Annotated in this window: 13 protein-coding genes; 2 read left to right on the plus strand and 11 right to left on the minus strand. The window is 62.8% G+C overall.

Annotated features, from left to right (window positions below):
• Positions 1 to 68 precede the first annotated feature (68 nt).
• The 3 genes from BM046_RS08805 to BM046_RS08815 all read right to left on the minus strand — a co-directional run bounded on the left by BM046_RS08805 (position 69) and on the right by BM046_RS08815 (position 5,618).
• The gene (locus BM046_RS08805) at positions 69 to 1,481 is read right to left on the minus strand and encodes a hypothetical protein (protein WP_090538736.1); all 1,413 of its coding nucleotides are present in this window, start codon (positions 1,479 to 1,481) and stop codon (positions 69 to 71) included.
• Between the two features lie 342 nt (positions 1,482 to 1,823).
• Entirely contained in the window at positions 1,824 to 3,608 is a 1,785-nt protein-coding gene (locus tag BM046_RS08810) for an acyl-CoA dehydrogenase C-terminal domain-containing protein (protein ID WP_090538737.1), read from the minus strand.
• Between the two features lie 219 nt (positions 3,609 to 3,827).
• Positions 3,828 to 5,618, minus strand: a complete 1,791-nt coding sequence (locus BM046_RS08815) for an acyl-CoA dehydrogenase C-terminal domain-containing protein (protein WP_090538738.1) — start codon at positions 5,616 to 5,618, stop codon at positions 3,828 to 3,830.
• Between the two features lie 161 nt (positions 5,619 to 5,779).
• Here BM046_RS08815 and selO point away from each other — a divergent pair, with 161 nt between their 5' ends.
• Positions 5,780 to 7,213, plus strand: a complete 1,434-nt coding sequence (gene selO / locus BM046_RS08820) for a protein adenylyltransferase SelO (protein ID WP_090538739.1) — start codon at positions 5,780 to 5,782, stop codon at positions 7,211 to 7,213.
• A gap of 139 nt (positions 7,214 to 7,352) precedes the next feature.
• Positions 7,353 to 9,143, plus strand: a complete 1,791-nt coding sequence (locus BM046_RS08825) for an SLC13 family permease (RefSeq protein WP_090538740.1) — start codon at positions 7,353 to 7,355, stop codon at positions 9,141 to 9,143.
• Positions 9,144 to 9,211: 68 nt separating this feature from the next.
• On the opposite strand, the gene BM046_RS08830 is transcribed toward BM046_RS08825, so the two are convergent.
• The 8 genes from BM046_RS08830 to pilQ form a co-directional block, all read right to left on the minus strand.
• Positions 9,212 to 10,486, minus strand: a complete 1,275-nt coding sequence (locus BM046_RS08830; RefSeq protein WP_090538741.1) for a bifunctional O-acetylhomoserine aminocarboxypropyltransferase/cysteine synthase — start codon at positions 10,484 to 10,486, stop codon at positions 9,212 to 9,214.
• 30 nt (positions 10,487 to 10,516) lie between these two features.
• Complete coding sequence (gene hemE / locus BM046_RS08835; protein WP_090538742.1) at positions 10,517 to 11,605, minus strand: uroporphyrinogen decarboxylase; 1,089 nt, start codon at positions 11,603 to 11,605, stop codon at positions 10,517 to 10,519.
• A gap of 145 nt (positions 11,606 to 11,750) precedes the next feature.
• The gene (locus tag BM046_RS08840; protein ID WP_090538743.1) at positions 11,751 to 13,169 is read right to left on the minus strand and encodes an FAD-dependent oxidoreductase; all 1,419 of its coding nucleotides are present in this window, start codon (positions 13,167 to 13,169) and stop codon (positions 11,751 to 11,753) included.
• A gap of 64 nt (positions 13,170 to 13,233) precedes the next feature.
• Positions 13,234 to 17,682, minus strand: a complete 4,449-nt coding sequence (gene gltB, locus BM046_RS08845) for a glutamate synthase large subunit (protein ID WP_090538744.1) — start codon at positions 17,680 to 17,682, stop codon at positions 13,234 to 13,236.
• 345 nt (positions 17,683 to 18,027) lie between these two features.
• On the minus strand, positions 18,028 to 19,611 hold the full coding sequence (locus BM046_RS08850) for an AAA family ATPase (protein WP_177197827.1): 1,584 nt from the start codon (positions 19,609 to 19,611) through the stop codon (positions 18,028 to 18,030).
• A gap of 28 nt (positions 19,612 to 19,639) precedes the next feature.
• Positions 19,640 to 20,719, minus strand: a complete 1,080-nt coding sequence (aroB, locus tag BM046_RS08855) for a 3-dehydroquinate synthase (protein WP_090538746.1) — start codon at positions 20,717 to 20,719, stop codon at positions 19,640 to 19,642.
• A gap of 63 nt (positions 20,720 to 20,782) precedes the next feature.
• Positions 20,783 to 21,298 (minus strand): shikimate kinase AroK, encoded by a 516-nt coding sequence (gene aroK / locus BM046_RS08860; protein ID WP_090538747.1) that lies wholly within the window; start codon positions 21,296 to 21,298, stop codon positions 20,783 to 20,785.
• Positions 21,299 to 21,303: 5 nt separating this feature from the next.
• Complete coding sequence (gene pilQ / locus BM046_RS08865; protein ID WP_090538748.1) at positions 21,304 to 23,511, minus strand: type IV pilus secretin PilQ; 2,208 nt, start codon at positions 23,509 to 23,511, stop codon at positions 21,304 to 21,306.
• Between the last annotated feature and the right edge of the window lie 13 nt (positions 23,512 to 23,524).

Genomic DNA, 23,524 nt, shown 5'->3' on the forward strand with positions numbered 1-23,524 from the left:
GGCGATCCCGCCGAGATAGTGCCGCTGAAACACTACTCTCAAGACCCTGGCGGTAGCGGAAAATTCCCTCAGCCGCGCCCCAGACGGATGAGCATGCGCCGGTACCAGGGTAGCCGCTGCTGCTCCTCCGGCGAAGGCCAGTTGATTTTCTTGGCCTCGCACTCGACGATGCCATTGGCCCCCAGTCGCAGGCGCCAGCGCTGGGCCGTGGAATAATCCTGATCCGCTTCGGTTGCCACCAGCAGCAGATTATAGTCGTGCTGCTTCTCGATCGGATGGGCATCCACCGCAGCGAAGGGATCCTCCTCACCGGCCGGCGCAAACAGGCGGTTGCGGGTCGGCTCGATCAGCTCGCACAGCGGCTCGCAATCCAGGTTCAGCCGCTCCTGTATCTCGTTCTGCTCCAGTGCGTCCCTGTCCAGATACAGCTGGGTACGGTAGCGCACTATGTGTCTGTCTTCCCCCGCCCACTTGCCCGAGTGTTCGGCTATCTCGCGCGGCAGGTCCGTGACCTTGCAGTAGTCCAGCCAGATCAGCTGCTGGGCCATGGACTTGTGGGTGTAGGGCATCAGCAGACGGCTTTTCCAGCGTGGCCGGCCCTTGCGCAGCCAACTGGTAACCAGGGTATTGAGGTCATCGCGCAGCAGATCCCGGATGCCGTAGATCAGTGCGATACCCAGCAGCAGGGTGATCGACAGGTGACTGGCGCTGCGCGCATTGAACAGCACGTAGGTGAACAGCCCCATGATCAGGGTGGTATTGGCTGCCTTGACCAGCTTGCGGGTTGCCGAGCCCAGCTCCGTCAGCTTGGCCCGCAGCAGAACCGGGTATTCGAGCAACCGGTGATACAGACTCATGCGATTCCACACCCGGGTCGGCTTGCCATGGAAGTCCGCCAGGTACTCCCGCTCCTTGCGTATGCGGTATTCCTCCAGCAGGAATTCGCGCACCGACTCGCGCAGATCACTGTCCAGCTCCTGATAGCCTTCCAGCGTCATGCATTCGAGCAGGAACTGTTCGGCATACCAGGAAAAATAGATATCCATCTGCCGGAAATAGCGTTGCTGGCCGCTCTGCTCCGGGACGGTGCGGCGCAGCCGCAGGGCGTAGGTCTCGCTCAGGCGCAGGCCCCGTGCAATGGTCTCGGCATTGGCCACGCCGGTACTCTGCAGTTGCTGGCGAAGTCGATCCATCGAGGCGGTATAGCGGAACAGCCAGGAGCCGTAGGTGATCTCGTAATGGGGCGACAACAGGGCAAAGCTGCTGTCATCCTTGCTGAGCCGGTCCTGGGCGGGCAGCCCGAGCAGGCCGAAGCGGTGCAGCATGGCACGGAAGTAGAATTGCTGCTCCGTCAGGGTCCAGGCAGCGAAGTTGCTCTCGTGGGGTGTGAACAGGTAGAGCTCGAGGGTATAACGCCCGGGCTTCTTCAGGGTGCGGGTCAACTGCAGCCGATAATCGCCCTTGCGTTTGAGTGAGAACAATCGCAGCCCTCCCCTGCAGCCATGGAACCGGGACCAGAGGGTCCGAAGAGCATCAGTCTACCACGAGCGGCTGCAGTACCGAGGGGTGGGCGGGAGGCCAGAAACAGAAAACCCCGCAGGCAGAGCGGTGTAAACACCACCCTGCCTGCGGGGATTTTGCAGAATAACGTCCTGGTCTTCCGTAACGCTGGTCACATCCTGTGACTGTCCCTGCGTCCCTTTCAGTGCCTTGCGCTTCCTGCGCCGCGTCCCTGCAGTTGCCATATTAGGCAGGAGGGCCAGGCGTACATAGAGGTGATTGCCACTATCTTCTGTACGCCTTTTCCTACCCGACGCCGTCAATCAGAACTGGGTCGCGTCCAGCTCGAACAATACTTCACTGCCGGCCCGGACCGCTTCGCTGAGCGAATGGATGCGCGGCAGCAGGCGTTTGAAGAAGAACCGGGCAGTACCCAGCTTGGCCTGATAGAAGCCGTCGGCGTCCTCTGCTGCGTCCAGCGCAACCCTGGCCATGCGTGCCCACATGTAGGCGTAGGCGGTGTAACCGAAGGCATGCAGGTACTCGACCGAGGCCGCGCCGATTTCATTGGGGTTGGCGCGGCTGCGCTCGATCACCAGATCGGTCAGCTGCTGCAGATTGTCCAGTGCCGCCGCCAGGGGCTGCACGAACTCCTGCATCTCGCCGGCGTCGTTGTCGGCGATGAAACCGCGGATCTCGTCGGCAAATACCTTGAAATAAGCGCCGCCGTTGGCCACTGTCTTGCGCCCCATCAGATCCAGCGCCTGGATACCGTTGGTACCTTCATAGATCTGGGCGATGCGGACGTCACGTACCAGCTGCTCCTGACCCCACTCGCGGATGTAGCCATGGCCACCGAAAACCTGCTGGCCGTGAACACAGTTCTCGAACCCGACATCGGTGAAGAAGGCCTTGGCGACCGGCGTCAGCAGGGCTACCAGATCCTCGCCCTTGCGGCGGATCGCCTCGTCCTCGGCAAACTTGCTGATATCCAGCTGCATGCCCACATAGGTGGAGAACGCCCGGCTGCCCTCGGTCATGGCCTTCATGGTCAGCAGCATGCGGCGCACATCCGGGTGCACGATGATGGGGTCGGCGGCTTTGTCCGGCTGCACCGCACCGGTCGGCGCACGGCTCTGGATACGTTCGCGGGCGTAGGCCACAGCGCTCTGGTAGGAGGCCTCGGCGCAGCCGATACCCTGAATGCCAATGGACAGGCGCTCATAGTTCATCATGGTGAACATGGCATTGAGCCCCTTGTTCAGCTCACCGATGAGATAGCCCCTGGCCCCATCGAAATTCATCACGCAGGTCGCCGAGCCCTTGATGCCCATCTTGTGTTCGATGGAGCCACAGCTCACGGCGTTGCGCTCGCCCAGGCTGCCGTCCTCGTTGACCAGGAACTTGGGCACCAGAAACAGGGAGATTCCCTTGGGACCGGCCGGCGCATCGGGCAGCTTGGCCAGCACCAGGTGAATGATGTTCTCGGTCAGGTCATGCTCACCGCCGGTGATGAAGATCTTGGTACCGGTGACCGAGTAGCTGCCGTCGGCTTCGGGCACGGCGCGGGTACGGATGATGCCCAGATCGGTGCCCGCGTGGGGCTCGGTCAGGCACATGGTGCCCGCCCAGTTGCCGGCATACATGTTGGGCAGGTATTTCTGCTTCAGTTCCTCGCTGCCATGGGCATCCAGCGCCAGGGTGCTGCCGGCAGTGAGGGCGATGTAGAGGGCGAAGCTGCTGTTGGCGCCATAGAGCATCTCCTCGACCTGTACGCCGAGGGTCTTGGGCATGCCCATGCCGCCGAATTCCGGGTTACCGCCCAGACCGACCCAGCCGCCTGCGGCATAGGTGGCATAAGCCTCCCTGAATCCGTCGGGGGTGGTCACCTGGCCGTCGTTCCACACCGCTCCCTGTTCATCGCCGTTGCGGTTCAGCGGGGCTATGGTCTGCGAGGTGATCTTGCCGGCCTCTTCCAGCATGGCATCGGCAGTCTCGGCATCGATGGCGCCTTCCAGGCCTGGCAGGCTCTGCCACAGCTTGTCAGCTTCAAAGACCTCGTTCAGCACAAAGCGGATATCACGCAGGGGGGCTTGGTACTCAGCCATGGTAACTCCTCAGCAATCAATAAGAAGCCGGCTCAGCCGGATCAGTGGCCTGATTGTAGTCTGAGAACTTTTCAAACGATAGCGTCTTGTTATGACTTTTTCTTATCCATTAGTCATATTTCGCTTTGCGCGAGGCCGCCGTCGGAGCCACCCAATAAAAAAGGCCTGCGCCCGATTGCGGACGCAGACCTTGATGGCCGGGAGCCTGATATCAATGGATCAGAAGTGCTCCGCGCCCAGCTGCATCAGGCTGTCGGCACCCGCCTCGAGGGCGGCCACGTGGGCCTGGGCGCGGGGCAGCAGACGCTTGAAGTAGAACTGCTGGGTCGCCAGCTTGGCCTGATAGAAGCCCTGTTCGCTGGTACCGGCGTCCAGTTTCTGCTGAGCTACCACGGCCATCTTCAGCCAGAAGAAAGCGTGGATGACATAACCGGAGAACATCAGGAAGTCCATGGCCGCTGCGCCGACTTCCTCACGGTTCTGCATGGAACGGACCGCGATCTGCTGGGTCAGGTCGCCCCACTGCTTGTTCAGCCTGACCAGATCAGCCACATAGCCGCCAAGCTGGGCATGGCCCTCGTGGCTCTGGCAGAACAGGTGAACCTGCTTGCTGAAGGCGCGCAGCAGCTTGCCCTGGCTCATCAGCACCTTGCGGCCCAGGAGGTCCAGCGCCTGGATGCCGTTGGTCCCTTCATAGATGGGAGCGATACGGCAATCACGTACCTGCTGTTCCTGACCCCACTCGCGGATGTAGCCATGGCCGCCGAACACCTGCATGCCGAGCAGGGTGGTTTCCAGGCCGGTTTCGGTCATGAAGGCCTTGCAGATGGGGGTGAGGAAGGCGAGCTGGTCCTCGGCATCGGCACGCACGGCCTCATCCTTCGAATAGTGGGCGTTGTCGAGCAGCTGGGCGGTGTAATAGGCCAGCGCGCGGTTGCCCTCGTTGAACGCCTTCATGGTCAGCAGCATGCGGCGCACATCAGGATGCACGATAATGGGATCGGCCGGCTTGCCGGGTTCGGCGGGACCGGACGGCGAGCGCATCTGCAGACGGTCCTTGGCGTAGGCCAGGGCATTCTGGTAGGACACTTCGCCATGACACAGCCCCTGCATGCCGGTACCCAGGCGGGCACTGTTCATCATGGTGAACATGCAGGCCAGACCCTTGTTGATCTCGCCGATCAGAAAGCCGGTGGCGCCATCGAAGTTCATCACGCAGGTGGCCGACGCCTTGATGCCCATCTTGTGCTCGATGGAGCCGCACTTGACCGCATTGCGCTCGCCGACCTCGCCGTTGGCGTCGGGCAGGAACTTGGGCACGATGAACAGCGAGATTCCCTTGGTGCCTTCCGGGGCGTCGGGCAGCTTGGCCAGCACCAGGTGGACGATGTTCTCCGCCAGGTCGTGCTCGCCGGAAGAAATGAAGATCTTGGTGCCGGTGACCGCGTAGGTGCCGTCAGGCTGAGGCACTGCACGGGTCTTGATCAGACCCAGATCGGTACCGCAGTGCGGCTCGGTCAGACACATGGTGCCGGTCCAGTAACCGGGCACCAGCTTGTTCAGGTACAGCTGCTTCTGCTCCGGAGTACCGTGGGCGCGGATAGCCGCGGCACAACCATGGGTCAGACCGGGATACATGTTCCAGGCATAGTTGGCCGATGCGGTCATCTCGTTGACCACCAGGCCCAGGGAGGCGGGCAGTCCCTGGCCGCCGTACTCCACCGGCCCGCTCATGGCTGCCCAGCCGTTCTCCACGTACTGCTGGTAGGCTTCCTTGAAGCCCTTGGGTGTGGTCACCACCCCGTCCTCGAAGTGGCAGCCCTCTTCGTCACCGGTGCGGTTCAGCGGCGCCAGCACCTCGGAAGCGAACTTGGCACTCTCCTCCAGTACTGCGTCAACCAGATCCGGGGTGGCGTCGGTCAGGCCGTGGGCAGCATAGCTGCCGGCAAAGTCGAAAACCTCGTCCATGACAAAGCGCATGTCGCGCAGGGGGGCGTTATAGCTGGGCATCATCATCTCCGGTGCAATGGCGTTGTATGTCATTCATACAGACGTTTGACACTAATGTGCCGCTGACCAGCCAGTCAACGAAAAAGCCCGCCCATTACACCGCTTGATACGGGTCCATAACACAGGCAGCATGGTCTGACCTCTCCCCCTTTGGCATACCCATGACGACACTGGCAGACCTGCAATTCGACAACCGCTTCGCCCGCCTGGGTGACCGCTTTTCCACTGCGGTCATGCCCGAGCCGTTGAGCAACCCCCGGCTGGTGGTCGCCAGCAGCGAGGCGGCCGAGCTCCTGGGGCTGGATCCGGCAGAGGCAGACAACCCGCTGTTCACCGAACTGTTTTCCGGCCGGACGCTGTGGCGGGACGCCGAGCCCCGGGCCATGGTGTATTCGGGACATCAGTTCGGCATCTACAACCCCCAGCTGGGGGACGGCCGCGGGCTGCTGCTGGGTGAGGTGGTCAACGATCGTGGTGAGCACTGGGACCTGCATCTGAAGGGTGCCGGCAGCACTCCGTACTCGCGGATGGGTGATGGGCGCGCAGTCCTGCGCTCGTCGATCCGCGAGTTTCTGGCCTCCGAAGCCCTGCCGGCGCTGGGCATCCCCAGCAGCCGTGCGCTGTGCGTTACCCTGGGTGATAACCCGGTGCGCCGGGAGCGCATGGAACGGGCCGCCATGCTGCTGCGACTGGCGCCCTCGCATATCCGCTTCGGGCATTTCGAGTTTTTTTACTACACCGACCAGCTGGACGAACTGCGCCAACTGATCGATTTCACCCTGCAGACCTGCTACCCCCATTGCCAGCAGGCAGAACAGCCTCTGCTCGCCATGTTCCGCGAGGTTGCGCGGCGCACCATGCACATGGTGGCGCGCTGGCAGGCCTATGGTTTCTGCCATGGGGTAATGAATACCGACAACATGTCGATTCTGGGCATCACCTTCGATTTCGGCCCCTATGCCTTTCTCGACGACTATGACGCCGGACACATCTGCAACCATTCCGATGACGCCGGTCGCTACGCCTTCAACCGCCAGCCGGTGATCGCCCACTGGAACCTGGCCTGCCTGGCTCAGGCGCTGGTGCCCTTCCTGGATGTGGAGACGCTGAAGACCGAGCTGGGTCAGATCATGCCGCTCTACGAGGCCGAATATCGGCGGTTGATGCATGCCCGCCTGGGCTGGGCCGGCGAGCAACCGGGGGATGACGCTCTGCTCGCAGAGCTGCTCGGGCTGATGCAGGCCAGCGCCGCAGACTACCATTTGACGCTGCGCCTGCTGGCCGAGGATGACCCGGCAAGCCGCGATCACTTCATCGACCGCGACGCCGCAGACGACTGGCTGGTCCGTCACCGGGCCCGGCAGGCAATGGACACCAGCGCGCTGGCCGGTCGCCTGCTGTGCAACCCGGTGTATGTATTGCGCAACTATCTGGCCCAGCAGGCCATCAGTGCTGCTGAGCAGGAAGACTTCAGCGAAGTACGGCGCCTGCACCAGATACTGCGTGAGCCGTTCACCCGGGTGCCGGGACTGGAAGCCTATGCCGCTTCCCCGCCGGACTGGGGCCGACGGCTGGAAATCAGCTGTTCCTCCTGAAATCTCCTACGCCACTTATTCCACAAAAGAATAACAAAATCATTTTCAGATCTTGGACAGACTAAGGCTCAACCTTTAGGGTAGCGGCAGCTTGGTTCCCGGTGCGGAACCGATACCTCACACGAGATTCAGGTTGCCGATGAACTGGGAAACACTCTCCATGCTGGGCGTGGCCGCCCTGCTGTGCTGGGTCATGTATGCCTTCGTCCGGGAAAAATTCAGCCCGGATATCGTGGTGGGCATTGCCGTGGCCGTTCTGCTGGCCAGCACCCTGCTGACCCCGGCCGAGGTTCTCGGCGTCCTGTCCAACAGCGCCCCCATCACCATTGCCTGCATGTTTGTTCTCTCCGCCGCGCTGGAGCGTACCGGCTGCGTCGAACGACTCGGCAGCATACTTGCCCGCATCGGCGGCACCAGCCCTACCCGCATGCTGTTTGCCCTGCTGCTCACCGCCATGCTGCTGTCCACCTTCATCAACAATACGCCCGTGGTGGCCATCCTCACCCCGGTGGCGGTCACGCTGGCGGCGCGGGTCGGCAGCAAGGCCTCGAAACTCCTGATCCCCCTGTCCTATGCCACCATCCTGGGCGGCACCATGACCATGATCGGCACCTCGACCAACATTCTGGTTGACGGCGTAGCACGCCAGCAGGGCATGGCCCCCTTCGGCATGTTCGAAATTTCCCTGGCCGGCGCCATCTATGCGGCCATCGGTCTGACCTTCATCATGCTGTTCGGCAAACGCCTGCTTCCCGATCGCGACAGCCTCTCCGAGCGTCTGCGTCCCCAGCGCAGCCGTACTTTCATGACCGAGCTGCTGGTGCCCCAGGGCTCGCCCGTGGTCGACAGAACCATTGCCGACGCCCAGCTCAACGGCGACAGCGGAATCAAGGTGCTGAAGATCTTCCGCGGCGAGGATGAACTGTCCACACCGATCAATACCACCACCCTGCAGGCCGGGGATCGTCTTATCCTGCATGCCGGCATGCGGGACTTCGTCGAGCTGCGCCACACCGGCGTACTCGAATTCAACCGCGACCAGCGTTTCGAGACCATCTCCACCCGGGATGTGGTGCTGGCCGAAGCCGTGGTGGCGCGCAGCTCGCGCTATATCAACCGTCCCATGCGCGACCTCAACCTGACCGCCCGTTACGGCATCCATGTATTGGCCGTGCACCGCCAGGACGAGCACATCCAGGACAACCTGGATGACTTCGAGCTGCAGTTCGGTGATGTGATGCTGGTTGAGGGGTCGCCCGCACAGATCCGCAAGTTTGCCGACAACGGTGACCTGATCAGTCTCAACACCGTGCAGGAGCGGGCTTACCGCCGGAGCAAGGCGCCCATTGCCATTGCGGCGGTCGTTGCGGTGATGAGCCTGGCCGCCATGGGTGTCATGCCTATCGAGGGGCTGGCGATCATTGCCGCCGCCGTGGTGGTGGCTACCGGCTGCCTGGATGTGGAGGATGCCTACAAGGCCATCGACTGGAAGATACTGTCGCTGATCTTCGGCATGCTGGCGATCAGCATCGCCATGAACAAGGTCGGGCTGGTGGACAGCATAGTGGCCCAGGTCATGACCCTGTCGCCCTGGCTGGGCCCCCTGTTCATGCTGTCCTTCATCTACCTGCTGACATCCACCCTGACCGAGATCGTCAGCAACAATGCGGTCGCCGTACTGCTGACGCCGATTGCCATCGGGGTTGCCCATCAGCTGGGCGCCGACCCGCGCCCCTTCGTGGTCGCTGTGATGTTCGCCGCCAGCGCCAGTTTCGCCACGCCCATCGGCTACCAGACCAATACTCTGGTCTACAGTGCCGGCGGCTACAGGTTCATGGACTTCATGCGCATCGGCATGCCGCTGAACCTGATCATGTGGGCCACGGCTACGGTCATCATCCCGCTGATCTGGCCGCTGTTCCCGGCGTGAGCCGCCGAGCGAGCAATAAAAAAAGGGCCTGCACAAGCAGGCCCTTTTCATTCCAGCGGCGGTCGGCGTTACTTCGAGGCTTCCAGCGCCTGCTCCAGATCCGCGAGGATGTCGTCGATATGCTCGATACCGATCGACAGCCGCACCAGATCCCGCGGCACACCGGCCTTTTCCAGCTCCTCGTCACTCAGCTGACGGTGGGTGGTGGAAGCGGGGTGGCAGGCCAGTGACTTGGCATCACCGATGTTCACCAGACGCAGTACCAGTTGCAGCGCATCGATGAAGCGCGCCCCGGCTTCCTGGCCGCCCTTGATGCCGAAGGACAGGATCGCCGCTGGCTTGCCACCCATGTAGCGCTGGGCCAGTTCATGCTCGGGATGATCGGGCAGCCCGGCATACTTCACCCAGGCCACCTGCGGATGCTGCTGCAGGTACTCGGCCACCCGCTGCGCGTTATAGCAGTGACGCTCCATGCGCAGGCTGAGGGTTTCCAGACCCTGCAGGATCAGGAAGGCGTTGAAGGGTGACAGCGCCGCGCCCATGTTGCGCAGCGGCACTACCCGGCAGCGGCCGATGAAGGCCGCCGGGCCGAAGGCCTCGGTATAGACCACGCCGTGGTAGGAGGCATCCGGGGTGTTGAGCAGCGGGAAGCGCTCCTTGTGGTCTGCCCAGGGGAACTTGCCCGAGTCCACCACCATGCCGCCGATGCTGTTGCCGTGCCCGCCGATGTACTTGGTCAGGGCATGCACCACGATATCCGCACCATGCTCGAAGGGCCGGCACAGCACCGGTGTGGCCACAGTGTTGTCGACGATCAGCGGCACGCCGTGGCGGTGAGCCGCATCGGCCAGCGCCTTCAGATCGATGATGTTGCCGGCGGGGTTGCCGATCGACTCGCAGAACACCGCCTTGGTGTTGTCGTCGATCAGCGCTTCCATCGCGGCAATATCGTCATGGGGCGCAAAACGAACCTCGATACCCTGACGCGGCAGGGTATGAGCGAACAGGTTGTAGGTACCGCCGTAGAGCTTGGCGGTGGACACAATGTTGTCGCCCACCCCGGCAATGGTCTGGATCGCGTAGGTGATGGCCGCCATGCCGGAAGCCACCGCCAGCGCACCGACACCACCCTCCAGGGCAGCGACCCGCTGCTCCAGCACATCGTTGGTCGGATTCATGATCCGCGTGTAGATGTTGCCGGGCACCTTGAGATCGAACAGATCCGCCCCGTGCTGGGTGCTGTCGAACGCGTAGGATGTGGTCTGGTATATGGGCACCGCCACGGCCTTGGTCGTCGGATCGGGGCTGTATCCAGCGTGTATTGCCAGGGTTTCGAGTTTCATTCTTGTTGGACTCCCTTGTCTTGGTGATCGTCAGCCCTGGGCGACGACCGCGTTCGGATCATGATACTTGGCCGACAGCTCGTGCACTGCCTCGATGAACACGCCAGCGTGTGCCGGGTCCACCTCCGGGGTGATGCCGTGACCCAGGTTGAACACATGGCCGGTACCCTTGCCATAGCTGGCCAGAATGCGCTCCACCTCGTCGCGGATGGCCTTGGGGTTGGCATAGAGTACGGTCGGATCCATGTTGCCCTGCAGCGCCACCTTGGATCCCACCCGGGAACGGGCTACACCGATGTCCATGGTCCAGTCCAGCCCCACGCCATCGGCGCCGCAGTCGGCGATGCTCTCCAGCCACAGGCCACCGTTCTTGGTGAAGACGATGGCCGGCACCCGGCGTCCGTCGTGCTCGCGGATCAGGCCGGCAACAATCTTGCGCATGTAGGCCAGGGAGAACTTCTGGTAGGCATCGGCGGACAGGTTGCCGCCCCAGGTATCGAAGATCTGCACGGCCTGGGCACCGGCACGAATCTGGGCATTCAGGTAGCTGATCACCGAGTCGGCCAGCTTGTCCAGCAGCAGGTGCACCGCCTCGGGCTGGTCATACATCAGCGCCTTGATCTTGCGGAAGTCCTTGGACGAGCCGCCTTCAACCATGTAGGTGGCCAGGGTCCAGGGGCTGCCGGAGAAGCCGATCAGCGGCACGCGACCATTGAGTTCGCGGCGGATGGTGCGCACGGCGTCCATGACATAGCCCAGATCCTTGTCCGGATCGGGGATGGGCAGTGCCTGGATGTCGGCCAGGGTGTCGATGCGCTTGCGGAAACGCGGACCTTCGCCGGTCTCGAAGTGCAGGCCCAGGCCCATGGCATCTGGAATGGTCAGGATGTCGGAAAACAGGATGGCCGCATCCAGCGGGTAGCGCTCCAGCGGCTGCAGTGTTACCTCGCAGGCCATCTCCGGGTTCATGCACAGCCCCATGAAATCCCCGGCGCGGGCGCGGGAGGCGCGGTACTCGGGCAGGTAACGACCCGCCTGGCGCATCATCCACACCGGCGTGACATCCACAGGCTGGCGCATCAGCGCACGCAGAAAACGGTCATTCTTCAGTTCAGACATGAATTCGGTACTCAGTTGCGTAAATAGCAACCATTGTAACCGTTATCGCGCCGAATATAAGGGCTGCTGCGGCAAAGGGGCGCGGCCGGACGGAACTCTCCAGCCCAGCTCGGCGCCAACCACACTCCAGCAAATGAAATGAGCCTCAGACCTCGAGGTAATCCAGAATTCCCTCGGCAGCCTGCCGCCCTTCCCAGATGGCGGTGACCACCAGATCCGAGCCGCGGACCATGTCGCCACCGGCGAAGACCTTCGGGTTGCTGGTCTGGAACTTGTATCTGGCCTGTTCCGGGGCGATGACCCGGCCCTGACCGTCTACCTGCACCTCTACATCGGCGAACCAGGGCGCCGGACTGGGGCGGAAGCCGAAGGCGATGATGACCGCGTCGGCAGGCAGGATCTGCTCCGATCCGGGAATCGGCTCGGGGCTGCGACGCCCCTTGGCATCCGGCTCGCCCAGGCGAGTCTCGATGACCTTGATCCCTTCGACCTTGCCGTTGCCGACGATTTCGATCGGCTGACGGTTGAACAGGAAGTGCACACCCTCATCCCGGGCATTCTTCACTTCCTTGCGCGAGCCGGGCATGTTCTGCGCGTCACGGCGGTAGGCGCAGATCACCGATTCGGCACCCTGACGGATCGAGGTACGGTTGCAGTCCATAGCGGTGTCGCCACCGCCGAGCACCACCACGCGCTTGCCCTTCATGTCGATGAAGTCCTCAGGCGATCTCTCGAAACCCAGATTGCGGTTGACGTTGGCCACCAGGAAATCCAGCGCATCGTGAACGCCGGGCAGATCCTCGCCGGGGAAGCCGCCCTTCATGTAGGTGTAGGTGCCCATGCCCATGAACACGGCATCGTATTCCTCCAGCAGCTGCTCCATGCTGATATCGCGACCGATCTCGGTGTTCAGGCGGAACTCGATACCCATGCCGGTAAAGACTTCACGGCGGCGCGCCATCACGGTCTTTTCCAGCTTGAATTCGGGGATACCGAAGGTCAGCAGGCCGCCGATTTCCGGGTTGCGGTCGAATACCACCGGCTTGACGCCGGCACGTACCAGCACGTCGGCACAACCCAGCCCGGCCGGGCCGGCACCTATGATGGCGACCCGCTTGCCGTTGGGCTTGACCTGGGACATGTCCGGCCGCCAGCCCATGGCGAAGGCGGTGTCGGTGATGTACTTCTCGACCGAGCCGATGGTAACCGCGCCGAAGCCGTCATTCAGGGTACAGGCCCCCTCGCACAGACGGTCCTGCGGACAGACGCGACCACAGACTTCCGGCAGGGTGTTGGTCTGGTGAGACAGCTCTGCCGCCTCGATGATGTTGCCCTCGGAAACCAGCTTCAGCCAGTTCGGGATGTAGTTGTGTACCGGACACTTCCACTCGCAGTAGGGGTTGCCGCACTCCAGGCAGCGGTGCGCCTGCTCGGAAGCCTCCTGCGGCTTGAACAGCTCGTTGATCTCGATAAAGCGGGTCTTGCGCTGCCGCAGCGGACGCTTCTTCGGCTCCTGCCGACCCACTTCGACAAATTGGAAGTCGTTGTTCGGACGCTCTGCCATGTTCCACCTCTTCACTGCCGGTGCGCCGCAGCGCACCAGCGAAATTTCATTGTCACCCAGCCCCTTACTGCGGGTTGGCCAGCGTGGTTTTCAGCAGAGCACGCAGGCTCGCTGCCTTGGGCTTGACCAGCCAGAAGCGGCGGATATGGTTGTCCAGGTCTTCAAGTACCTCGGCACCCCAGGCGCTGCCGGTTTCCGCCACGTACTCAGTGAGCACACCGGTCAGGTGGCTGCGGTAGGCCTCCATGGCCTCCCCGCTGATCCGCTGCAGCTCGACCAGTTCGTGGTTCAGGCGGTCGAAGAAGCTGTTGTCCAGATCCAGCACGTAGGCGAAACCACCGGTCATGCCCGCACCGAAGTTGTAGCCGGTACGACCCAGCACGCAGACCATGCCGCCGGTCATGTATTCACAGCAGTGGTCGCCGGCGCCCTCGATGACCGCGTGACAGCCCGAGTTGCGCACCGCGAAGCGCTCACCGGCAACCCCGGCGGCGAACAGTTTGCCGCCGGTGGCGCCATACAGGCAGGTGTTGCCGATGATGGCGGTCTGTTCCGAGCGGAAGGCACTGCCCGCCGGCGGAGTGATGACCAGCTTGCCGCCGGTCATGCCCTTGCCGACATAGTCGTTGGCGTCCCCTTCCAGGTACATGTTCAGTCCGCCCACGTTCCATACCCCGAAGCTCTGTCCGGCAGTGCCCTTGAAGCGGAAGGTGATTGGCGCGGCAGCCATGCCCTGGTTGCCGTGACGCCGGGCGATCTCGCCGGATACCCGGGCACCGATCGAACGGTCGCAATTGGTGAGGGTCATCTCGAAGTCGCCACCGTTCAGACCTTCGATTGCCGGCATGGCCATTTCCACCATGCGCTCGGCGGTCAGCCCCTGGTCGAAGGGCTTGTTGCCCTCGACCTGGCAGTACTGCGGCCGGTCGGCAGGTACCAGGTCGCTGTGCAGCAGCGGGCGCAGGTCCAGCCCCTGCTGTCGGCTGGTGTTGCCGGGCAGGATCTCCAGCAGGTCGGTACGGCCGATCAGATCTTCCAGGCGGCGAACGCCCAGTCTGGCCATCCACTCGCGGGTTTCCGTCGCCACATAGGTGAAGAAGTTCATCACCATCTGCACGGTGCCGATGTAGTGGTTGTCACGCAGATTGCGGTTCTGGGTGGCGACACCGGTGGCGCAGTTGTTCAGGTGGCAGATGCGCAGATACTTGCAGCCCAGGGCAATCATCGGCGCCGTCCCGAAGCCGAAGCTCTCGGCGCCGAGGATGGCGGCCTTGATCACGTCAAGACCGGTCTTCAGACCGCCGTCGGCCTGCACCCGCACCCGGCCACGCAGCTCGTTGCCGCGCAGGGTCTGGTGGGCCTCGGACAGCCCCAGCTCCCAGGGCGATCCGGCGTACTTGATGGAGGTCAGCGGCGAGGCGCCGGTGCCACCGTCATAACCGGAGATGGTGATCAGGTCGGCATAGGCCTTGGCCACACCGGCAGCGATGGTACCGACGCCGGGCTCGGCGACCAGCTTGACCGAGACCAGGGCCTGGGGGTTGACCTGCTTGAGGTCGAAGATCAGCTGCGCCAGGTCCTCGATCGAGTAGATGTCATGGTGCGGCGGCGGCGAGATCAGGGTTACGCCCGGCACCGCGTAGCGCAGCCGGGCAATCAGCTCATTGACCTTGCCACCGGGCAGCTGCCCGCCCTCGCCGGGCTTGGCGCCCTGGGCAAGCTTGATCTGCAGCACTTCGGCATTGACCAGGTATTCGGCGGTGACGCCGAAGCGACCGGAGGCCACCTGCTTGATCTTGGAGGTGCGGATGCTGCCGTAGCGCACCGGATCCTCACCGCCTTCTCCGGAGTTGGAGCGTGCGCCCAGACGATTCATCGCCTCGGCAATGGCTTCGTGGGCCTCGGGCGACAGAGCCCCCAGGGAAATACCGGCCGAATCGAAGCGCTTGAACAGCGACTCCAGCGGCTCTACCTCATCCACCGGAACGGGCTCGACGTCGGTACGCAGTTGCAGCAGGTCGCGCAGGGTGGCCACCGGACGCTGGTTGACCAGCGCGGCGTACTCCAGGTACTTGTCGTAGCTGTCGCCCTGCACCGCGTCCTGCAATGCACGCACGATGTCCGGGTTGTAGGCGTGATATTCGCCGCCATGCACGAACTTCAGCAGACCGCCCTGCTGTATGGTCTTGCGCGGGTTCCAGGCTTCCCCCGCCAGCAGCGCCTGATCGGCCTGCAGATCACGGAAACCGGCGCCCTGGATACGGCTGGGCACCCCGCGGAAGCAGAGGTCGACGACCTCATCGGCCAGGCCCACAGCCTCGAACAGCTGGGCACCACGGTAGGAAGCCACGGTGGAGATGCCCATCTTCGACAGGATTTTCAGCAGCCCCTTGGAGATGCCCTTGCGGTAGCTCTTGAATACCTCGTACAGGTCGCCGATGACCTCGCCGGTGCGGATCAGATCGGCCAGCACCTCGTAGGCCAGATAGGGGTATACCGCCGAGGCGCCGAAGCCGATCAGCACTGCGAAATGATGCGGATCGCGGGCGGTGGCGGTCTCCACCAGGATGTTGCAGTCGCAACGCAGGCCGCGGGCTACCAGGTGATGGTGCACCGCACCGACGGCCAGCGCGGCATGCACCGGCAGCTTGCCACGGGTGATCGCACGGTCACTGAGCACCAGCAGGGTCTTGCCGGCACGTACCGCGGCCTCGGCCTGCTCGGTGATGGCGGCAATCGCCGCCCCCAGGGGCACGCTCTCGTCGAAATTCAGGTCGATGCGCTCGTGGGCGAAGCCGGGGCGCTCGAGCTGCATCAGCGTCCGCCACTTGGCCGGGGAGACCACCGGGCTGCTGAGAATGGCCCGATTGGCATGATCCGGCGTTTCCTCGAAGACATTGCGCTCGGCACCCAGACAGGTTTCCAGGGACATCACCACCGCCTCGCGCAGCGGGTCGATGGCCGGGTTGGTCACCTGGGCAAACTGCTGGCGGAAGTAGTCATAGACCGAGCGCACCCGGCCGGACAGCACAGCCATGGGGGTATCGTCACCCATGGAGCCCACCGCCTCCTGGCCGTTCTCGCCGAGCGGGCGCAGTACCTGGTCGCGCTCCTCGAAGCTGACCTGGAACATCTTCATGTATTCCTGCAGCGGTTCCGGAGCCAGGAACTCGTCGGCCGCATCGCGATCATCCAGGGTGCCCTGGATGCGCAGGGCGTTCTGCTTCAGCCACTTGCGATAGGGGTGGCGCGACTTCAGGCGGTTGTCCACCTCATCGGTATGCAGCACCTCGCCGGTATGGGTGTCCACCGCCAGGATCTGGCCGGGACCGACCCGGCCCTTGCTGATCACGTCCTCGGGGCTGTAGTTCCATACGCCGATTTCCGAGGCCAGGGTGATGTAGCCGTTGCGGGTGATGACGTAGCGGGCCGGGCGCAGGCCGTTGCGGTCTAGCAGACAGACGGCGTGGCGGCCTTCGGTCAGCACGATGCCGGCCGGACCGTCCCAGGCCTCCATGTGCATGGAGTTGAATTCGTGGAAGGCACGCAGGTCGGCATCCATGGTCTCCATGTTCTGCCAGGCCGGCGGCACTATCATGCGCACCGCGCGGAACAGGTCCATGCCCCCGGTCAGCAGCAGCTCGAGCATGTTGTCCATGCTCGACGAATCGGAACCGGTGACGTTGACCAGCGGCGCCAGACTTTCCAGGTCCGGCAGCAGCGGATTGGCGAACTTGGTACGCCGCGCTTGGGCCCAGTTGCGGTTGGCGGTAATGGTGTTGATCTCGCCGTTGTGCGCCAGCAGGCGGAACGGCTGGGCCAGCGGCCAGCGCGGCAGGGTATTGGTCGAAAAGCGCTGATGGAAGACACAGATAGCCGTCTGCATGCGCTCGTCGCCGAGATCCGGATAGAAGCTGGGCAGGTCCGCCGGCATCATCAACCCCTTGTAGGAGATGACATTGGCGGACAGGCTGCAGACATAGAAGTCGGCCTCGCTCTGAAGGGCGATTTCCACCTTGCGGCGAACATAGAACAGACGGATCGCGAACTGCTGCTCGTCCAGCCCCTCGCCACCCAGAAATACCTGGCTGATGGCAGGCAGACTGCTCAAAGCCAGCGGGCCGAGCACGCTCTCGTCGATCGGCACCTGACGCCAACCCACGACGCTCAGGCCCTGATCAGCTGCCGCGGCGGCAAAGGCTTCACGGGTACGCTGCTGAGCAGCCTCATCCTTGCCAAGGAAAATCATGCCCACCGCGTAGCGGGACGGCAGCTCCTGCCCCAGCTCGTCCCGCGCCACGGCGCGCATGAACTGATCGGGCATCTGCAGCAGCAGTCCGCAACCGTCGCCGGTGCGGCCATCGGCATTGATACCGCCCCGGTGGGTCATGCAGGTCAGGGCATCAATGGCGGTTTTCAGCAGGTGATGACTGCTCTGGCCCTGCATATGGGCGATCAGACCGAAACCGCAGTTATCCCTGAATTGATCCGGTTGATAGAGGCCTTTGTGCATAAATACGCTCTCGAAAATCGAAGTGTTTCTGAGGCTTGCCGACAACCGGCGGACCTTCGCCAAGGGCCATCACCACGCCTGGAATGCCCTGATTCTACACAGCGGCATGTCGCGTCACAATAATTTTTGCCGCAAAAACATATGCAAATGTCGTAAAAAGGAATGCTTTTTTATTTTGATGTCGATTTTTTGAACCAGCATGGTGCACGCACCATCGGCATGCACCAGCAAAGTGCATGACCGGGAGGTCATGAACCGAGCACGAAGAGCAAAGAGGGGAAGAGTAAAAGGAACGGAAGGCCCCAGGCCGACCCACAGCTGCGGGTCGGCCTGGCGAGACGCGCTTCAGCGCAGGGATTGCTGAATGCTGGCCATGCTGCGCGGCCAGGGCTTCTGCTTGCGCAGCGACTCGGGCAACCTGGCAGCCCCCTGCTGAGCCTGGGCACGACTGGCATAGGCACCCTGGGTCACGACATACCAGGGCTGGCCCTCATGGACGGTCTCGAAGAGCCCCATATCCGCAACGCCGGACTGCGCCCGGATGAAGTCCAATGCCGCCTGACGAGAACGGGTCCCCAGCACCTGCAGCGCATACTGGCTGGCCGGTCGCTGACGATACCAGGCCGCGCCGTGGGGCTCGGCTGAACCATGGGGTGCTGCCTGCCCTTCCACAGCAGGAGCGCTGCGCACCGGAGCACTGCTCGTTGCCGGCGTGGCAGCCACGGGGGCCGCAGCAACAGGTGTCGACTGTAGCACCGGCGTCGATGCCGTCGGAGCCGGCGAAGCAGGTGCCGGTCCACCCGCGGGCGGAACCGGCGGAGCTGCTACTACCGCAGGCACCTCCACCCGGGGCGGCTCGGGCATGGGCAGAGGCGGCGGAAGTTCGCCACCAGCTGACGGCCGGGTCGCAGCTGCAACGGGTGCGGACACCATTTCAACGTCAGCTGTTGATTCGGCGTCCTGCTCCTCGGCAATCCGTTCGAGCGCACTGGAGGAATCTCCGGGCATCTGCAGCACTGCAGCGCCGGTTCCGGCAGTAACATCCACGCTGGCCACCGGCTCGGGCAGATTCAGCACCGTCTGGGTGGGCGCCGGCTCCTCGCCACCCATCATCCAGGCGATGGCAACCCCGACACCTACCAGAACCAGCGCGGCAACCGAACGCAGGGGAAAACCGGAGCGTCTGGATCGCACTGGCCGGATGTCCTGCTCAACCTCCTCCAGCATGACCTGACGAGCCGCCTCGTTGACCGCACCCGGCCACCCGCCGCTCAGCTCATGGATTCGCGCCACCTGCTGATCATCAAGCAACTCGATGCCCTGCCCCGCACCTTCCAGTCGCTGGGCCAGATAGGCTCGCGTCTCTTCCAGGGTAAAGGGCGGCATATCCACCAGCTGCAGCCAGGCGCGCTCTGCCGGCATGCTCACCGACTCCAGCTTCTCGGCAATGCTGTCTTCGGCGAACAGGAAAACCCGAGGCGCCGCCCTTCCGGACTGGCTGATATCTGCGAGCATCTGCAGGGCATCCTGCTGCAGGCAATGGGCATCGTCCACCACCAGATAGATCTGCATGCCTGTGGCGTGGAGCTGTGAGGAGCGCTCCAGCAAGTCGTCGATGTCACTGACCCCGAGCGCCTGACAGATCAGCTTCTGCAGCCCATCCTCGGTCGCATACTCGCGCCCGGAGGTAACCACACACTGCACCTTGTCCCGGTTGCAGCTGGCCACCAGCGCCTGACGCAACAGGGTCTTGCCCGCCCCGCTGGGGCCGACCACCACCTGCAACTGCTCGGCAAAATGTGCCATATGGTGGAGCTGGGCGAGAACCGGCTTGCGGCCGGGCGTAAAGAACCTGAACCCCGGCGGTCGCGCGGCAAAGGGGTCATGCTGCAATTGGTAATGAAGAAGAAAATCCTCGGTACTGCTCAATTCGTCCGCCCTCACGTTCCTTCGCCCCTTATTGTCCAATTCCGGCCAGAACGGTATCCAGCGCAGATCCATCGAACGCACCAGTCACCACCGCCTGCCCCAGCTGCTGCAGCAGCACCAGGCGCAACTGGCCGTCCAGCACTTTCTTGTCCACGGACATCAGCCGCCGGAAATCCTCGGCCCGCATGCCCGGCGGGGGCGTGATCGGCAACCCTGCAGCAGCGATGATGTTCCGTGCACGCTGGCGATCCTGATCGGTCAGCCAACCGAGCTCCGCCGACATGTCCAGAGCCATGACCATGCCTGCACCCACCGCCTCACCATGCAGCCAGCTGCCATACCCCTGATGGGCCTCTATCGCATGGCCGAAGGTATGACCGAGATTGAGGATGGCACGTACGCCGCCCTCTCGCTCATCTGCAGCCACCACCTCGGCCTTGATCGCACAGGAACGGTGGATGGCCCTGGTAATCAGTTCCGGGTCCAGCGCGCGCAGCCCCGCCATGTTGTCTTCCAGCCATTGCAGGAATTCGCGGTCACGGATCAGCCCATACTTGATGATCTCCGCCAGCCCCGCACTGACCTCCCTGGCCGGGAGCGTGGCCAGAGTATCGGTGTCTATCAATACCGCCCTGGGCTGGTAGAAGGCGCCGATCATGTTCTTGCCGGCGGGATGATTGATACCCGTCTTTCCGCCTACCGACGAGTCAACCTGTGACAGCAGAGTGGTGGGGATCTGGATGAAGTCCACGCCGCGCTGATAGCAGGCGGCGGCGAACCCGGTCATGTCACCGATCACCCCGCCACCAAGGGCTATCAGGGTGGTGCGCCGATCGTGACGGGCCCCCAGCAGTGCATCGAAAATCTGCTGCAGAGTAGCCCAGTTCTTGAACGCCTCGCCGGTGGGCAGGACCACCGATAGCAGGGAATAGTCCGACAGGGTCCGGCGCAACCGCTCAAGATACAGCGGCGCGACCGTATCGTCGGTTACGACACAGACCTGACGGCCAGCGATATGGGGCTTGAGCAGCTCAGCCTGGTCAAGCAGGCCACTGCCAATATGGATGGGATAACTACGATCACCGAGATCAACGGTCAATTGCTGCATGGAACTCTCCCTGACAATCCCGCTAGGATACATCAGTCCCGCCCTCACAGGGCAGAGCACCACTCAGCCCGCGCTCCGCTCCAACTCCGCGACGATGGCATTGACCACCACCTTGGGGCCACGCTGGTCGGTATCTATGATGAGGTGCGCAATCTCGCGGTACAGGGGATCGCGCTTGGCCATCAGGTCCCGAAGCACCTTTTCCGGATCCGCCGTCTGCAGCAGGGGCCGCTGGCGATCCTTGGCGGTACGCTGGAGTTGCTGCTCGACACTGGTGCGCAGATAGACCACCAGCCCGTTTTCACCCAGCGCACGACGATTGGACTCGCGCATGACCACACCGCCGCCAGTGGCCAGAACGATACCCCGTTCCTGCACCAGCTCGGCGATCATGGCTTCTTCACGTTGACGAAAGCCGTCCTCCCCTTCCACATCGAAGATCCAGGGAATATCGGCTCCGGTTCTGGCTTCGATCTCCCTGTCAGAATCCTTGAAGGGATAACCAAGCTCCTTGGCCAGCAGGCGCCCGATGGTACTCTTTCCTGCCCCCATCGGGCCTACCAGAAACACATTACGCAACGGGATTACCTGGCAAGACTGATAGCTCCGTTGTTGATGATACGCGGGGTCAGGAATACCAGCAGTTCGGTTTTGCTTTCGAAGGTAAGATCACGACGGAAGGCGCGACCCACCACCGGAAGATCCCCCAGGAAGGGCACCTTCTCCTGACTCTTCTGGGATTCACTGGAGAATACCCCACCGATAACGATGGTTTCACCATCGGCCACCAGAATCTTGGCATTGACCTCGTTCTTGCGAATGGTCGGCACGCCGTTCACCTGGTTGGTAAAGTCAGGTTCGTCCTTGGTCACGATAACTTCCATGATCACCTGGTTGTCCGGAGTGATCTGCGGGGTCACTTCCAGGGACAGCACTGCCTCGGCAAAGGCGGTTGTGGTAGCACCACTGGAGCTGGCTTCCTGATAGGGAATCTCCGAACCCTTGAGGATCTTCGCGGTTTCCTTGTCGGAAGTGACTACCTTGGGCTGGGAGATGATCTCGCCGTTACCGGAGCTCTCCATCGCCGACAGTTGCAGATCAAGGATGGCATTATCCGTGATGAAACCGATACCGATGCCCGAAGTCGCACCCAGTACACCCATGTCGACAAAGGGGATGTTCAGCGGGATTTCGGGAATACCCATGAAGCCAGCAGTCACGTCTTGCACCGTTTCGGTACGGACTTCCTGCTCACCTGTGAGCGGATTGGTATAGATATACTCCCGCTCACGCTGGTTGGGGTTATCAACGATATTCATGCGAGCATCTCGGCTGGTACCGCCGAAGGTATTGAAGCGGCTGCCCAGGTTGACGTTACCACCCCAGCGTACGCCCAGCGCCTTGTCGAAACCGACGTTGGCTTCCACGATACGCGCCTCGATCATCACCTGACGCACCGGGATATCCAGCTGGGTAACGATACGACGCAGCTCGTCCAGACGATCCTGGGTTTCCAGCGCGATGATGCTGTTGGTACGGTCATCCACAGTGATGGAACCGCGCTGCTCGCTGCCGGCTGTCACCGAGGCGAACAGGGCGGCGATATCGGACGCCTTGGCGTAGTTGACCTGGATCAGCTCACGGCGCAGCGGCGCCAGTTCGGCGATCTGCTTCTGGGATTCCAGCTCCTGACGCTCGCGCGCGGCAATTTCTTCCGCCGGAGCTACCAGCAGCACGTTGCCGATTTTCCGCTGGTCCAACCCCTTGGTCTTCAGCACCAGATCCAGCGCCTGATCCCAGGGCACGTTCTGCAGGCGCAGAGTGATGCTGCCCTGGACGGTATCACTGGCCACCAGGTTAAGGTCGGTGAAGTCGGCAATCAGCTGCAGCACCGAACGCACCTCGATGTTCTGGAAGTTCAGCGACAGCTTCTCGCCTGTGTAGTTGAAGGCATCAGCCCGGCGCTGCTCGATCTGGCTCTGGGTCAGCGGCTTGATGCTGACGATCAGACGGTTGTCGGTCTGGTACACCAGATGTTCGTAGAGACCGGTGGGCTCGATATTGATGGTCGCATCCTGGCCGGAGGTGCTGGCGTTGATGAAGTTCACCGGCGTGGCGAAGTCCTTCACATCCAGGCGCACGCGCAGCTCATCGGGCAGCTGGGTAGCGGGGAAATTGAGGCGGATGCGGCCGCCCTGCTCCTGCACATCGACACGGATGCTCGGATCGGAGAGGTCGACGATGACGTTGCCTTCACCCTGATCGCCACGCTGGAAGTCCAGGCTGCGGATGGAGCGCCCACCGGACACAGCTGCCGGGCTGGATACCGCCGGCTCATTGGCACCGCGCCAGTTACTGGCACTGGTCTGGGCAGGCACGGAAGTTGCCGCAGCTGCGGTATAACCGGGGGCCTCGCTGGCACCAACCATCACGTAGAGGCTGTTGCCCTCGGCGCGGGTCGCGTAGGGGGCCAGATCGGTCAGATTGATGATCAGGCGGGTACGATCATTGGCCTCGACCACTGTGAGGCTGCGGGTATTGCCCAGTCCCAGTTCACGGCTGCGCTCACCCAGGCGGTTCTTCACCCCTGGCAGGTCGATGGCGATACGGGCCGGCTGGTCGATGGTGTAGCCCTTGGGCGTACCGGTCACCGGCTCGTCGAAGGTCAGTTTCAGCTCCACCCGGTCACCGGGCAGTGAGGCGACATCGAGTTTCTGGAGATCGGCGGCCAGAGCCAGCGGGCTGAGCAGCGCCAGTACGGCTGCGATTGAAAAATTCCTGGTCAGAGGCATTTGATTGCGTTCC

The sequence above is a fragment of the Halopseudomonas formosensis genome (assembly GCF_900115905.1).
Lineage (GTDB): Bacteria > Pseudomonadota > Gammaproteobacteria > Pseudomonadales > Pseudomonadaceae > Halopseudomonas > Halopseudomonas formosensis.